The sequence below is a fragment of the Pseudomaricurvus alkylphenolicus genome, assembly GCF_011683955.1.
GTDB lineage: Bacteria > Pseudomonadota > Gammaproteobacteria > Pseudomonadales > Cellvibrionaceae > Pseudomaricurvus > Pseudomaricurvus alkylphenolicus.
On the sequence record NZ_JAAQPI010000007.1, the window covers coordinates 259020 to 275974 of the forward strand.

The following is a 16955-nucleotide window of genomic DNA, read 5'->3' on the forward strand; positions in this document are numbered from 1 at the left end:
GACATGGAAGCACTGACGTTTAATAGAGGTATTCAATGTACTGGGTTCTGTATGCCCTCATAATAGCAATCGCCATCTTTGCCGGGCTCTATTTTTACAACCCGCGCGCGCTGTTTCATCACACCATCGACCTGATGCGGCGCCTCACAGGGTTTCAACGCAAAACGCTGAACGTAGACGGCGAGCAGTGGTACTACCTGGAAGGCGGTGCCAGTGATTCAGCGGTCATGGTTTTGGTGCATGGTTTTGGCGCCAATAAAGAAAGTTGGCTGCCCTACGCCCGGCTGCTGACCAGCAAGTATCGGGTTATCATTCCCGATGTGCCGGGTTTTGGTGAAAGCCCCCAGATCATGGACAAGGACTACCGCTCCAAAACTCAGGCCGATCGCCTCAACGCCTTTTTGAATCGGATTGGTATTGACCATTGTCATATTTCCGGCAATTCGATGGGTGGATTGATCGCCGCACGATACACCATTGCTTACCCTGAACAGGTGGACACGCTGACCCTGTTTAACAACGCCGGCATAGACGCGAAAAAGCAGACACCCTTTTATGAGCAAATGCTCGGCGGCGAAGCCACTCTGGTCATTCGTACCCGCGAAGAATTCCAGCAACTGTTGTCCGTTGTTTCCCATCGTCCCATGAAAGTACCGGCAAGATTCCTGGACGTGATCGCCGAAGAGTCGATCGAACGCGCGCCGCTGCTGGACCGGATTTTCGCGTCTCTCAAGGAAGAGATCATGGACGACTACCTCAATCAGTACCTGCCGGACATTCGGGTTCCGACTCTGGTACTCTGGGGCCGACAGGACAAAATTTTTGATTATGGGCTGGTCAATGTGATGGTGGAACAGATTCCCGACAGCCATGGCGTGATTCTCGAAAGTACCGGACACACCCCCATGATCGAGCGGCCGGCGGACACCGCCAGGCACCAGCTGCACTTTTTGGAGACCCGTGCACTGAGTGCAGGCAAGACTGATACATTGGCAGGGCTGACCAATGACGCATAACAAAATGACCGATAACCACAGGGCGTTAGGCACCACAACAACAATAACATCGGAGGTAGTTCAGTATGTATTCTCTTGAAACCGCGTGGCCCGATGAACAACATTCCAATGTGGTGTTTCTGATCGAAGGCAACAACCGACTGCAAACCCGGGTGCTAAAACGCTGGATCGATGCCACCAATAGCGATCAACGTGAATACGACGCCATTGTATTTACCAAGGGGTCGCGAACGCAGATGGCCAACAGCCTCAAGGCTCTGTACGACCTGCCCGATGATACCTACCTGGTACCATTGCGAACCCTGTGGTTTTCAAAAAAAGCCAGCCAACGTACGTCGCTGCAAGAGTCACTCAAGTGGCGTCATTTGATCTTTGGTGATCCGAGAACGCCTGGAAATTGGCGTCAGTCGATGATTCACATGCTCGATCCGCAACGCTGCAAACCGCTTTCCGCCGAGGGCGCTACCTTCAAGGATTTAAAGCAGCGCTTTGAGATGGCCCACCCGGAGGCTGGCAATGCCCCGGACCTGCTGGTTGATTACGTTGGCCGCCAGGCAATGCTCACGCTTGAGCGGGCCGAACGCCTGATTCGTGGTGTGCGTTACAAAATCCCGGCTCTGGTGGCGGAAGAAGTACTGTCCAAGCCCAATCTGGTAAAGAAATTGGTGGATGAATCCGAACGCTCACTGAAGCCCATGGACTCATTGATGACCTACGCGGGCAAATGTCTGACGGAAGTTGCCGCCCGCCCCACCTCCCTGGCGGTGGATACCCTCGCCAGTCTGGGTCGCTACCTCTATACCCGGGGATTTGACCCGGAAATTGAGATGCAGGAAGAAGACGTCAAACGTGTCCGGCAACTGGTGAGTGAGCGGCCGGTGGTATTTCTGATGACTCACCGCTCGCATCTGGACGGGTTCTTGATGACGACCCTGTTCTACGATATGAATCTGCCGCCGCTGCACACCTTTGGTGGCATTAACATGAATTTCTTTGGCTTCGGCACACTGTTTCGCCGAGGCGGCGCTATTTTTATCCGTCGCTCATTTGAAGGGGATCGGGTCTATAAGTCGGTCTTTTCCCAGTACATCGAATATCTGGTGGAAAAGCGCTTCCCATTGCTCTGGGCGCTGGAAGGAACCCGCTCGCGTACCGGCAAGATGATGCCTCCCCGCTATGGTCTGATCCGCTACGTGGTTGACGCCGCCAAGCGCAACGAAAATGCCGACGTGCTGTTTGTACCTGTTTCGATCGTTTACGACCAGGTACCTGAAGTCAAAGACTACGGCAATTTGCAGTCGGGTGGTAAAAAACGCCCCGAGTCCGCCAGCTGGTTTATGCAATATATCAGCGGTCTGAAAAACCCCTTCGGCAAGATACACGTGAAGTTCGGCCAGGGGGTAGCCATGTCTGACGTCACCCAGGGAACCAAGGAGATGTCGACACTGGAGATCCAGAAGTTGGCCTTCCAGTTGTCCGTCGATGCCAATAACGCCACGGCGGTGGCGCCGACATCCATCATTACCTATGTACTGCTGATTCAGGGCACCCGAGCGCTGACGCAAAATGAACTGGTTACTGAAATTTCCAGTTTGCTGGAACTGTTGCGACGCCTGAATTACCCGCTGACGGCTGACGCCGACCTCAGCCAGCCGGAAGTGCTGAGCAAGGTTCTGGACCAGCTCACCCAGACCGGCGTTATCGTGACTTACAAAGATGGCCCCGAGCCGGTTTACGCCGTGGCTCCTGAATCCGTCCGTACCGCCGCTTACTATCGCAACGGCATGATTCACTTCCTGGTTGTCGGTGCCATTGCAGACCTGGCGCTATTGCACTTGGCGGAACAGCCACAATTCAGCAGTCGTGATCAGGCCCTGGATGCCATGCGCGAAGAGGCGCTGCGCATTCGTGATTTGATGAAGTTTGAATTCTTCTTTGCGGAGAAGGAGGCCTTTATCGAACAACTGGAAGACGAATTGACGCGCCGCGTGGGTGAGACCGACTGGCGCAATCTACTCACCGCAGGCCGACAGGAAATACGCGCTCTGCTGTGGCGCATCAATCCCCTGCTGGCCCATGGGGCCTTGAGGCCGTTTGTTGAGTCTTACCACTTGGCCGCCGAAGCTGCGGTGACCGAATTACAGGCTGAACCCAACGAAGTGCCTGACAAAGGCACGATTGCCAACTCCGCTCTCTCGCTGGGTAAGCAACGCGTGTTGCAACAGCGTATCAACTGCGAAGAATCGGTCTCTCAGACCTACATCGACAATGGTCTGAAACTGCTGGAAAGCAAAGGGTGTTTGAATGGCAGCCGACTGCAGCAGCTGGAACACTGTAATGTGGCCCTGCAGGAGTTGAGTGCGCTGGTCCGCCGAATCGAGTTTGTCGCCTCGCTCGCCGAGAGCCGGCGCACCCGCAAGTCTCCAGAGTATCTCGATACTGCGGTGGCTACGGAAGCACATGATTACAACAATAATCAGCTGGATAAGGCTGTATAAGAGGTAGCAGATATGAAATTGAAAGTGGGCGTATTGGGCGGCGGCAGCTGGGGCACCACAGTGGCGTCACTGGCAGCCAGAAACACGGAAACCGTTATCTGGGCCAGAGACGAAGACACCGTTGCCGAGATTAATGACAACAACTCAAACGAAAAGTACCTGCCGGGAGCCAAGCTGTGCCCGCGTCTGACGGCCAACAGTGATATCGCCAAGGTGGTGTCTTCTGCCGATGTGTTGGTCGTCGGCATTCCCTCACAATCCTTTCGCGATGTACTGGAGAGCGTTAAGGAGCATGTGCGCCCCTGGATTCCGGTGGTCAGTCTGACCAAAGGCCTGGAGCGCAACACCAATAAGCGCATGACCGAGGTGATCAACGAGATATTACCCGGCCACCCCACCGGTGTACTGACCGGACCCAATCTGGCCCGCGAGGTTATGGCCGGGCACGCGGCGGCCAGTGTGATCGCCATGGAAGACCCCTTTATCCTTAAAGAGCTCCAGAAAGTGTTTAACTCTGGCCTGTTTCGCGTATACACCAACCGTGACGTGATCGGCTGTGAACTGGGCGGTGTGCTCAAAAATGTGATCGCCATTGCCGCCGGTATGGGAGACGGACAAGGTGCCGGAGTGAATACTCGCTCCGCCATTATCGCCCGTGGTTTGGCGGAAGTGACTCGCCTGGGCGTGGCAATGGGGGGAGAACCACAGACCTTTGCCGGCCTCGCCGGTCTGGGTGACCTGGTGGCCACCTGCACCAGTGAACAGAGCCGCAATCGCCATGTGGGTTTTCACCTGGGGGAAGGGCAGACCATCGAAGAGATCATCGAAGCCATGCATATGGTGGCGGAAGGGGTGAAAAGCGCCCCGACGGTGATCGAACTGGCGAAACAATACGACGTCAAGATGCCGATCGCCTACGAGGTGCACAAGGTTGTTACCGGTAAGGGTACCGCGCGGGATGCCTACCGGGGCCTGCTGCGCTCTACTGCGGGGGCAGAACGGGACGCCGGATGATCAGTCACGGCCACATCAATTTCACTGATAGCCCAATTTAGAAATTCTGATTTTGCAACTCACTGAGAGAAAAGGGCATAATTAAGGATAACTATTCAGGTTACACATCAGGGACGACACGTTACCAACGTACGCCGGGGGTTTAGACACCGATTTTAACCCGGCTGGCCCATTAAACAGCCTTGCAGAGAGCTGGGGTCACAGACCCGGGATGAGTGCATACACAAAAAACCGCACCTCCTGAGTCGCCGCTTGACTGAGAGTAACTTGTCAATGCTCGTATCTACAACTCGGAAATTTGAAAAGGCCATGGCCGCCGCCACGACCTACGATGAATGGCGCGATGCCGCTCTGGCCTTCGACAAAAAACAGGGGCTGGATCGCTGGAAGGCGATGGACCAATCCCGCCGGTACGATTACGTCTCCATCCGCACCCGCCTCGACCGTTTACGGGTGATGCGCGCCCGCCACGATGACCAGGGCCTGCTGTTTACCCTCAATGAAGGTATCCACGGCAATATGGGAGGCATGGGCAGCTCCAAGCTGTACCTCAAGGCCAAATTCGGCACCAAGCAATTGGTCGTTGATTACGTCAATGAGATCGTCGATGCCCTGGAGCATTTGGCCGACGACAAAACCGACAGCATTCCATTCGAACAAAAGCTGGACTTCTTCCGTCGTGCCCACCATTGCTTTGGCAGCAGCGCGTTTATGATGAGTGGCTCGGGAACCCTGCTCTACTTCCATATGGGTGTGGTCCGTACATTACTCGATCACGATCTGTTGCCGAACGTGCTGTCCGGCTCCAGTGGTGGCTCCCTGGTGGGTTCAATCGTCAGCTGCTACCCCAAGGATAAGCTGCAGGAAATGCTCAGCGTTGAAACCATGCTCAACGCCTATGAGCGGGACGAGGAGCGCGGTGGAGTCCTGGGCAATTTGTTGAATGAAATCATGCCCCGGCAAATGGGCGCAGAAGCTGTGCGTGAGACCATCAGCCGAATTCTGCCGGACCTGACCTTTCAGGAGGCATTCGAGCTCACCGGTCGCCACCTGAACGTCTCTATCGCGCCAGTGGAAACCCACCAGACTTCACGCCTCCTGAATGCGTTTACCTCACCCAATGTGTTTGTTCGCGAAGCCATCTTTGCGTCTACCGCGGTACCGGGTGTTTACCCACCGGTGACACTGGCGGCCAAGAACGATCACGGTGAGCGTCAGGCGTACCTGCCCTCAAGGCAGTGGGTAGACGGCTCGGTCAGTGACGATCTGCCGGCCAAGCGCCTGGCACGCCTTTACGGTGTGAACCACTATATCGTCAGCCAGACCAATCCCCATGTGATTCCGTTTGTTACCGACAGCAAGCGCGAAGGCGGCCCCATGTCGCAGATCAAGTACGCGGGAATGCAAACCGCTCGCACCTGGCTGAACACCAGTGCCGAGATTATGCGTAAACCCATGTCCCGCAGCCCCGCGCTCTCGCGGCTGTCCAACATGGCACTGTCCGTGGTGAATCAGGATTATATCGGTGACATCAATATTTTGCCGTCAACGAAGTTCTTTAATCCCGCCAAGCTGTTATCTCAATTGAACGAAAAGGATGTACGCAAGCTGGTATTGATGGGCGAGCGCGCCACCTGGCCGAAGTTGGAAATGATTCGGGTGCAGACGTTGATTGGCCGCACCCTGGATCGTATTTTGAGTGAGTACGAGGACAGGTATCTGGAAAAGTATCAGCCCTGTAAGAAAGCAGCCGAGAGCTGATCACCTCCCGCTCACATTGACCATAAATCACACGTCAACGATATCCAGCTTGCCTGCTGTTTGACCGCCTTCCCAAGCGACGTATAATCGCACGAAGTTAGCGCCCTCTGTGGGCGCTCTGACCAAGGACATTATATCCCAGGGAAAGGCGGAGCATGGCTTCTGAGCTAGAAAGCAACAACACCTACAACACTGCAACCCATACCTCTCTTGATACTCCCACCAGCGGACAACTTTCCGATAGCAGTGATCAGGACTTTTTCAGAATCGATCTGAAAAACTCCGGAATACTGAATATTGACTTGGACCTGCCAACCGATCATCAACATATCGATTCTTTTACCTTTTCTGTACTGGATGTCGAAGGAAACACGATAACGGAGCACCGTACCGGGGCGGGCGGAAATTACAGAGTGTTGGCACAATCCGCAGGAGCGTATTACGTTGGGATCTCGGTAGGCCATAGCTTCTACTACGACGATGGCATCTACGAGTTTACCGCAAGTCTCGATGATGTGCCGCTTGAACAAGAACCCAATGACACCTCCGGGAGTTCGACCTCAGTAGTCCTGGGCCAATCCATTGCTGGCCGCTTGTCATCAGGCACCGACGAAGACTATTTCGCTCTGGAGCTAGAAAGTGCTGGCATTGTTGACATCAGTCTGAACCAGGCCTCGGAAAACACTAACTATCCTTTTGCTATCACGCTACTACACAGCGACGGTACGCTCCTGGGGCGTTTTCTCAGCTCGGACGGGGGCGATTATCAAATCGCCAACCCGGAGTCAGGTACCTATTATGTAGGTGTATCAGCCGAAAGCCAGTACCGATTCAGCTCTGAACACTATGAGATTACGGTCAACCACGAGAATGGCTTTGCCCGGCAATTCGAAAGAGAGGGCAACGACTCGACGCTGGCAGCAAACAGCCTGACCATGGGTGAATCCATATCTGGTCAACTGGCCTTCTCAGATGACCTCGACTTCTACGTATTCAGTGTTGATGAAGCAGGAGCTGTAGATATAGAACTTGACCTGGCTACCAATTACGGTCAAGCCGAGTTCTTTAGTCTGTCGATACTGGACCAGCAAGGCCAGGAGATGGCCCGATACAATACCGGGCAAAATGGAACCTATCCGGTCGGGTTAGCCGAAGCCGGGATTTATTATCTAAGCATCGGTTCCAGTGAAGGCCGACATGACTCAGGCGTTTACAGTATTACTGTCAAGAACACCCAAGAGTCTTCCAACGCTTTTGAGTTCGAAAACAACAACACCATTGGTACTGCCAACCGACTTCCCCTCGAAGTAGCGACTACAGGTCAAGTATCTAGCAATAGCGATAGCGACTTTTTCTCAGTCGAAGTTACGTCAGCGGGATTCCTGACCATTGAACTGGACATCCCCGAGCTTACTCACAGCTACCGCAACTATTTTGCATTACGCCTGCGCAACTCCGAGGGTGAGTTGCTGCAACATGTAGAGACACGGCAGGACAGCACCTACAGCTTTCCCGTACATGCAACTGGCACCTACTTTGTAGAGATATCCGGCACTGACGAAGGTGGTTTTACATCCGGCGCTTATCAACTCTTTGCCTCCCTGACCAGCGGTGGTCTTGATGGCCTGGAAATTGAAAACAACAATTCCATGAACAGTGCCACCGCCATTCATCTCGACGAGAATATGAGTGGGCAGGTTGTCTCCAATACAGACCGGGATTACTTTTTCTTTACAGTCGAAGACGCTGGCACCCTCACAGCGGCGTTAGACGTGTCATCCAACAACCAATACTACGATTACCTTGAGTTTTCCATTTTGGATGCCGCTGGTACTCCCCTGGCCACCTACCCAACCGGGGCTGACAAGCCGGTTAAAGTCGCCTTGCCTGCTGCTGGAACCTATTTCGCCGAATGGTCTGCTGGTTTTAGTTACAACCATTTAGCGTACCGGGATTACGAGTTTTCCCTCAGTTTTTCTGAAGGTGATACGACTTCCGTAGAAAGTGAACCCAACCATACACAAAGTACCGCCGATGAACTCAGCATAGGCATTTCCATCAACGGACAACTGATTGACAAGGAAGATCAGGATTATTATTCCGTCAATATCGACGAACCGGGAATACTGGATGTCACATTGGACTTACCGACCATCTCCAGTTACGAGAAATACTTTAGCCTGGAGTTCCTTGATGAAACGGGAACCCTCCAGAGTCGGTTTATGGCAGGAATGAATGGAAACTACAAAGTAGCCGCTCCAGAGGCTGGAACCTACTATTTTCGGATCGCCACCGCCAACGATTACCTGCATGACTCCGGCAGTTATGAGTTAACCACCTCTATCAGCTCAGCGACTGCAGCAGGCTACGAAATCGAAAACAACGACAACCTGGCCGACGCAAATATTCTCATTGCCGGCAATAGCGTGATCGGTCAACTGCTGAGTACCGATGATCGAGACTATTATCGGCTCGAGTTCACCGAACCCGGTTTATTGAATATCGAATTTGATGCTCCCTCGGATCAATACCGTAACAACTTCAAACTCGCCTTTCACGATAATGAAGGCAACAACCTGGATGAGTTTGAAACCGGCAGGGATAGCAGTTTCCGATTGGCGGTACACTCTGCAGGAACCTATTTCGTGAGCCTCACCAGCGCCTCTTCGCACGACGACCGCAACTATCAACTGAACACTGGCTTTGTTGCCGCTCCGACTGATGGATATGAACAAGAAGTTAATGGCACCCCGGCCACGGCCTCTACCCTGACACTGAACACCGACATGATTGGGCATTTAACCAATGCAGATGATGTTGATTACTTCGCTGTTACCTTTGTTGAAGCTGGAGTCGTGGATATTGATCTGGATGTTCCCACCAACCGCACCTCAGACTATTTCAATCTTAACCTGAGCAACGATGAAGAAACCATACTCTCTCAATTTCAAACCGGCCGGGATGAGGTTTTCAGCACTTATATAGCGGAGCCAGGTACCTATTACATTGGCCTGTCTGCCACTGGGCGCTATTCGTTCGACTCAGGTGATTATCGGTTTAACGTCAGTATCACCAGTGACTCCAGCAGGGATTTTGAAAGAGAAGATAACGACAGCCTGATGGAGGCAAACACGATAATCCTTGACGGAACGATGAACGGGCAACTGGCGAGCAGTGACGATCAGGATTTCTATCAGGTTGACATAGACAGCGCCGGACTCATCACCATTGAGTTAGATGTACCTACTTCAAGTAATTCAGATATATTCCGGCTTTCTGTCCGAAATGCCGAGGGAGCCGAAATTGCCCGCTATCATACTGGACAAGACAGGACCTATCTAGTCGCTGCACCTGACGCCGGTCGCTACTATGTCGAAGTCGGGACCGCCATAACGAACGCTTTTGACTCAGGAACCTACGGTATTACTCTCAGCCATTCTTCCGGCAGCAATAATAACTATGAGCTGGAATCCAACAACACCCCCAATACTGCCAATCCAATAGAGCTTGGTCAGACTGTTACGGGGCAACTGGCCAGCGAGATCGACGAAGACCTTTATCGATTTTCCGTAGGCGAGATAGGTCTGCTCGATATCAGCATGGCTGTTCCAACCGACAGCTGGCAAGCCTATTTTCGTTTAACACTGCTGGATGCAAACGGCTCTCCCCTTGCTCGACAAAGTATGGGGAGAGATCAAGTCGTCGAATTCTCCACCCCCTATGCCGGTGATTACTTCTTGCAGGTTTCGGGAGAGGAGCATTATCTGGAAACAGACAACTACACATTTACAGCTTCCCATACAGCCACTTCTCTGGAAGGCTTGGAGATAGAAGGTAACGACTCCATCGAAAACGCCAATTCACTTGCATTGGGGCAAAACATTGCGGGGCAATTGGTTACCATTGATGATGTAGACTTCTATGCCGTTGAAGTTGATACCAGTGGACACCTGCAAATCAATCTGAATGTGGTTTCTACTAACTATTATGACGATCACTTCGCGATAAAAGTTCTGAACAGTGAAGGCTTGCGCCTGGAACAATGGCAAAGTTGGCAGGATGACAGCTTCAGTGTCACTGTCCACAGTGCCGGTATCTATTATATTGCCATGTCAAACAATATGGATAGGTACAATTCCGGCGCCTATGAGATATCTGTCGATCACATTGCAGAACCCATCATTGGGCAGGAAGTAGAAAATAACGACTCTTTGCAAAATGCCACCCCTATAGACCCTGGCAACCCAATTACCGGATATTTGATTGATCGTGATGACAGGGATGTATTCTCATTTGATGTCGATTCCCCAAGCGCCCTGCAACTTAACCTGACGTCGTTGATTGGCAACAGCTCCCAGACCCGATACCTTATGCAGCTGTTGGATTCAGAAGGAAAAACGCTGGCAAATTTTCATGTGCAGGATAATTCCGTATTTTACGCTGCCGCTCCCGAGGCTGGTCTCTATTACTTAGAGGTGTCTCCCTACTCGTCGAACAACTACAGCCTTGAAGATTACGCACTCGAAGTCAATCTGACCGCCATGGGTTCTGAAAACTTCGAAATCGAAAACAACGATCTGATCGCTCAAGCTAATCCACTTGACCTGCACGCAAGTGTTATCGGGCAATTGTCCAACGCCGAAGATGTCGATTTATATGAAATAGAAACGGACAGTTCCGGTGTATTAAGTATCGACGTTGATGTTCCAACAGACAGCAGTAGTGATCACTACACGTTTAGCCTATTGGATAACGAAGGAACCGAGCTGGTGCAGTACCGTACAGGTAGAGATGAAGATTTTCGTTTCGCGGCACATGCAGCGGCAACCTATTACTTGAAGGTATCTACGGAATCTTCATATTACTTCCACTCCGGAAACTACACGCTTACAACCGGGTTTAGCGAAATCCCAGCAGATGCCTTCGAGCAAGAATCAAATGACGACCTTGCCAGTGCCAACGCTATCGCTATTGGTGGCACAAAAACCGGACAGCTTTCCAGAGGCGACAAGGACAGTTATAAAGTTGATATCGACTCCCCTGTTTTGTTGACGACTGGGGTAACGGTCGACGAGGAAGAAGTGGTTTCCATCGAGGTATTTACTCAGCAAGGTGAGCAAATCGCTTCGGCAAGAGCACAAGGTCAACAAGATTACAGCTTTTTACTGCCTGCTGCAGGCAGCTACTATTTTCGTCTCTCCTCCTACGACACTATCAACAGCTATCATTTTAGCGTTAATGAGGTGTCGAGCCCGCTGGATGACTTTGAGTCCGATCACAATGACCTTCTCGTTACCGCCCAAATAATTGAGCTGGGCCGCGATGTCATCGGCACCTTCGAACAATCCAACACTAGAGACGTATATCGGGTTGACATTGGCAGTGGCGGCATAATCGGCCTGGAAGTAGAGCCACCGGAAGGAGCAGTATCGTTCTCATTGACAGTCATGGATCAGGCCGGCAACGTCATTGTACGATTACCCTCCAGCTTCGACCGGCAGTACCAAATTGCACTCACCAATGCTGGCACCTACTTCTTCGAGTTCCAGTCCGATGGTAATCACTATGCCGGTACTTCTACTTACAAATTCAGTGTCAACCAAGAGCCCTTGCCAGACGGAGTATTTGAGTCAGAACCCAATAACAGCTTTGAAACCGCCGAACCGCTGATAATGGGAAGGGGAATAGAGGGAAATCTACTGCAGGGGGATGAACGGGATATTTACGCTCTGACACTGGATCGACCGGGGTTGCTGTCACTAGGGCTGGAATCGTTAATTCGCAACGGCTTCAGTAGATTCAGTGTCAAATTCTACGACAATGAAGGGGTATTGCAGGCCAAGGAATCTGGATGGGGAGAGCATGTTTTCACATTCGCGGCACACCAGGCAGGCATATACTATGTGGAATTGACCCCGGCTACCGGAACAACCCCGGTATCCGACGGCTATCGTCTGACACCACTGTCCCTGGATGATTTCACTCAGTCCTATGAGCAGGAGGATAACGACACAGCCGTCGGATCCACGGAGTTGATCCTGGGTGAACCGGTAGCTGCTCAGCTGATGGACAATTTCGACATCGATTTCTTTAGCGTTTCGGTCGCCGGCGAAGGCGTCCTCGATTTGGCATTTGATCTTCCAACTTTTGGCAACGATACCTCGCCTTATTCTATGGTTGTGAGTGACGCCTCAGGAAATGTCCTATCGACCTATCTTGTTCACGGAGTAGGCACTCGCAGTCTTCCACTCCATGAAGCGGGGACCTACCAGATTTCTGTGTCCTGGAGTGGTTATTATTACTTTTCCGGCTTTCATTATCAGCTGACGGCTGATTTTAACCAGGGTAGCACAGCTGCATTTGAACAAGAGAACAACGATAGCCGCAGTGAAGCCAACGAACTGAGTCTCGAACAGACACTGTCAGGACAATTGAGTTCTCAAGCAGACACCGACATTTATAGCATCGATGTCGATAATAGTGGTTTACTGACTATTGAACTCGAATATCCGGATAACCACTGGCACTACACCAATGTTTTCGTTTTCCATGAAGATGGAAGGGAATTGGCGTACTTTCAAGCACTGGACCAATCTGCCTTTCATGTCACTACTGAGAACGCAGGCCGCTATTACATTCAGTTATCCGCCGACCGATTTTATTACCGGCCTGAGGTCTACCGCCTCTCGGTGTCCCACGATACAGATCTGGCGGATGCTTTTGAATCCGAATCAAATGAAAACAGCACATCGGCCAACTCCCTCGCTCTGAATTCCACCATAGCCGGCCAAATCGCTAACGAACATGACACTGACCTGTATGAACTTGTGATCGATGAAGAAGGCGTACTGACACTGGATTTTAATGTACCCACCCATGACTTTTACGACGATGATTTCAGACTGTCTGTGCTGAATGAACAGGGTCTTCAGATCGTTCAGTTCCAGACGGGGGTCGATAGAGTCTATGAGGCAGCCATCAGGTCGGCAGGCACCTACTACCTTTCCGTCTCCGCGGGAGAGGAATTCAGTTACCCCCGGGATACCAGCGCCTATGTGTTGACCACCTCGCTTGCTGCAGGCGATACCGGCCATTTTGAGTTGGAAGACAATGATAATCCTGAACACGCGAACGTTATTGTTGCTGGTCAGACCATCAATGGTCAGATAGTGGACTCCTCCGATCAGGACCACTTCCGGTTCGAGACGAGCGACGCAGCAGTGCTAAACGTTCACTTCGATGCGCCATTTGAAAACTCAGAAGACTATTATTCACTTTCTCTACTAAACGGCGACGGCAACCTGATAAATACATTCGGAATCAGTGGCGACACTTCATTGCTCATGCCGATCGCCAACGCCGGTGTGTACACTCTAAGAGTGACCTCGGAGGGATATTGGACCCACTATGACTCTGACCCCTACGCGATTTCCACTGAGCTTCTGCCCAGTACCTTTGCGGTTTTTGAGGTTGATCACAATAACACTCTCGATCTTGCCACCGATATCGAGCTCAATCAGGCCATCAACGGGCAGCTGCTGGGCTACGACGACCAAGACTATTTTGCGGTCACCGTCGACTCTATCGGAATTTTGTCTGTTGAACTGGACTTGCCGACGGACGATCCAAACTACTCCACTTTCGTTTTCACGGTTCTCGACGGCAATGGGCAATTATTGGCCAGACATCTTACGGGTTCAGATGGCATTCACCGCGTCATAACAGAGGCCGCTGGAACTTATTATCTGGGGCTTTCTGGTGACAGCCACAATGATTTTGACTCAGGCCCCTATCGAATCACTGCCAGTCATGTAAGCGGTAGTGTGGAGGGGTTGGAGTTCGAACTAAACGACAGTCTCTCAAGCGCCAATATCATAGGGATGGACACTTCGATCAGTGGCCAAATCATTGCCCCACCTGATAAAGACTATTTTGCTTTCGATATAAGCTTGCCCGGCACACTGTCCGTTGATTTTGATACTTTCAGGGATCGCGACTGGAATGCATTTACGCTGACGCTATTGGATGAAAGTGGTAATCGATTGGCAGAATATCGAACAGGCGCCGATCAGGATTTCAAACTGTCGCTTGCTGAGTCGGGCCGCTATTTTCTTGGTATCTCTGCAACCAATGACTACGACTACAGCTCTGACACTTACCAGTTTACCCTCAGTCACGAGCATTTATCCTGGCAAGCCGAGATTGAAAAAAACGATTCCGCGGTCAATGCCACTCCGCTGCTGCTGGGACAAGAAATGACTGGTCAGTTGCTCGATGCTATTGACAACGATTTTTTTGCTGTAGAAGTTACCGAAGCGGGGATTGTGGGTATCGATTTCAATCTACCCGACAGGGAATATGGGGATTATTTCATCTTATCCTTGTTAGACGAGCAACAGGAAAGTCTGGCGTACTTTGAAACTGGAACCAGCGACTATTTCCAAGCCGCGATTCGCGAACCAGGTATCTACTATCTACGACTATCCACCAATAACGACCGGCACCAGAGCAGCGGAGTTTACCAAGTATCAGTCGAGTTTGATGCTGGAACCCAGAATCTGATCGAGCAGGAGGATAACAACAGCCTAGACACTGCTGAGTTCTTGAATCTCGGCTCCAACAAAACCGGTCAGATTGCAGGAGCGACAGACCAAGATTTTTACGCCATCGACCTGGATAACAGGGGAGTACTAAGCCTGTTCCTGGATACGCCCAGCACCAGTGGCACTAATTATTTCACCCTGTCATTGTTTGATAGCGAAGGGGTTGAAATCACGGAGTTTTCGACCGGCAACGACCGCAGTTATCATCTTGGCGTCGATAGCGGTGGACGCTACTACATTGGAATAGCGCCATTCGGCACGGACAGATATGATACCGGCAATTACCAATTAGCCGCCAATCTGGAAAAAATTCCCTTGGCACAGTTCGAAAGCGACGGCAACGACTCGCTGCGCAATGCCGACCGCCTCTCATTGGAAACCGCAACGAACGGTTGGCTCTCCAATCAGGATAAGGTTGATACCTACAGTTTAAACCTGGGGGGCGCCGGCAATTTGAACCTCGATCTGAATGTTCTTCCGGGTAACACTCTCGGCGACATTACCATCACAGTCTTTGATGAAAACCGGGAAAACTTGGTGCGCTATACCACTACCCACAGCGATAGTTTGACCTTGCAGACCCATTCTGAAGGACTGTATTACGTTGTTATCTCCGCCGAAGATAATAGCTCTTGGGAAAATTATGCAGCTTATCAATTGACGGTATCACACGACGGTCCTGAACCCCAGAGTTCAGTGAATACTCCCGTTGCCGGCTCCATTGAAATTCTGGGTGATACACGAGAGGGAGAAACTCTCACCGTTAATGCCGGGCTAAACGATCCGGACGGTTTGGGAGATCTCAACTATCAGTGGTACGCAGACGGCGACGAACTTGAGGGCGAGACGGGAGTTAATCTGAATCTGCGTCAAGAGCACACGGGCAAACAGATTCACGTTATTATTAATTTTACAGATGCTAAAGGACACGTTGAACGACTGGGCAGTGCCGCCACCGCGGCAGTCACCGATGTATCGGAATCACGATATGGAGATGAAGGTGACAACATCCTGATTGGGACCAAAGGGGACGATGACGTATTTGGAGGCGCTGGTACCGACATTTATGCCGTCCGCTACCTCCCCAGTCAATATATCTACCTTGACGGTGCCATCCAAAGTGATGAGGGTAATGACCAACTCTCCGATATTGAATACATTGGCTTCGGTCACGAACTCGGTGATGCATTTACTGTCAATGTCGAACTACAAGATCTTATTGACCCTGATGGCAGTGAAGGCGAATTGGAGTCGACCGTGTCGCAACAGCTAGACAAGCTCAGTGATCTCTATCTGGCCTATTTCGGCCGTGCTCCCAACACTACGGGTCTCAGTTATTGGTTTAAGGAACTTTACAGTGGATCAATGACCTTCGCGGATATCGCTACCAGTTTTTCTCAACAACCTGAGTACCAGTCCACCTATCCGGCGGGCTCCAGTAGTAGCGATTTTGTCAGTGCCATATACCAGAACCTGTTTAACCGCGCGCCCGCGCAGAAAGGCCATGATTATTGGGTGGCCGAACTTGACAGAGGTCTGCCCAAAGAGCTTTTTATTCTGGCAGTGATCAATGCGGCGTACAGCCCTACCGGAGGTGAACAGGATCGCGCCCTGCTTAGGAACAAACACGATGTCTCTATGTATTATGTTGAACAACTTATGCTGCATTCTGATAGAGAATTTGAATACGGTATCAGCGAGGTACTGTCGGCCGTTTCTTTCGACACCCGCACAGTGGAAGCCGCCAAGGAGGTAATCGATTATTCTATTGACAGTGACAACATGACTTTAGAAAACGTTATTGAAAATCAAGCACTCTGGAACTCCTTTTGGATTTCCTGAGCGCTGCTATTCGTCGACTACACCGCAATATTGATGTAGCCTCAGTGGTTTACTGCCCAATGCCAAGAATCTAATGGCGATCTCATCGGGGAAAAGCGCTCGTTCAGAATCATCGTAGCCGTGGCATCGGTAGGGAGTGTAGATCATCCCGTCGATTACGACATGACACCATACCCTTGATTTTGCTGCGTAAGATACCGATCGCGATCAGCACTTCTATC

The 16955-nt window shown here is 51.3% G+C and carries 5 protein-coding genes; all 5 read left to right on the plus strand.

Features of this window, described 5'->3' with window-relative positions; translation table 11 throughout:
* The first annotated feature begins 35 nt into the window (after nt 1-35).
* The 5 genes from HBA55_RS18860 to HBA55_RS18880 all read left to right on the plus strand — a co-directional run bounded on the left by HBA55_RS18860 (nt 36) and on the right by HBA55_RS18880 (nt 16734).
* Nucleotides 36-1016 (plus strand): alpha/beta fold hydrolase, encoded by a 981-nt coding sequence (locus HBA55_RS18860; RefSeq protein ID WP_166994636.1) that lies wholly within the window; start codon nt 36-38, stop codon nt 1014-1016.
* 65 nt (nt 1017-1081) lie between these two features.
* On the plus strand, nt 1082-3514 hold the full coding sequence (locus tag HBA55_RS18865; protein ID WP_166994638.1) for a 1-acyl-sn-glycerol-3-phosphate acyltransferase: 2433 nt from the start codon (nt 1082-1084) through the stop codon (nt 3512-3514).
* 12 nt (nt 3515-3526) lie between these two features.
* On the plus strand, nt 3527-4528 hold the full coding sequence (locus HBA55_RS18870; RefSeq protein ID WP_166994641.1) for an NAD(P)H-dependent glycerol-3-phosphate dehydrogenase: 1002 nt from the start codon (nt 3527-3529) through the stop codon (nt 4526-4528).
* A 273-nt stretch (nt 4529-4801) separates the two neighbouring features.
* On the plus strand, nt 4802-6289 hold the full coding sequence (locus HBA55_RS18875; protein ID WP_166994643.1) for a DUF3336 domain-containing protein: 1488 nt from the start codon (nt 4802-4804) through the stop codon (nt 6287-6289).
* 155 nt (nt 6290-6444) lie between these two features.
* The gene (locus tag HBA55_RS18880) at nt 6445-16734 is read left to right on the plus strand and encodes a pre-peptidase C-terminal domain-containing protein (protein ID WP_166994645.1); all 10290 of its coding nucleotides are present in this window, start codon (nt 6445-6447) and stop codon (nt 16732-16734) included.
* Nucleotides 16735-16955: the final 221 nt, after the last annotated feature.

Excerpts from the sequence above, each read along its gene's own strand:
- HBA55_RS18860 (WP_166994636.1), top strand. The coding sequence starts at position 36 with ATGTACTGGGTTCTGTATGCCCTCATAATAGCAATCGCCATCTTTGCC.
- HBA55_RS18875 (WP_166994643.1), top strand. The coding sequence starts at position 4,802 with ATGCTCGTATCTACAACTCGGAAATTTGAAAAGGCCATGGCCGCCGCC.
- HBA55_RS18870 (WP_166994641.1), top strand. The coding sequence starts at position 3,527 with ATGAAATTGAAAGTGGGCGTATTGGGCGGCGGCAGCTGGGGCACCACA.
- HBA55_RS18865 (WP_166994638.1), top strand. The coding sequence starts at position 1,082 with ATGTATTCTCTTGAAACCGCGTGGCCCGATGAACAACATTCCAATGTG.
- HBA55_RS18880 (WP_166994645.1), top strand. The coding sequence starts at position 6,445 with ATGGCTTCTGAGCTAGAAAGCAACAACACCTACAACACTGCAACCCAT.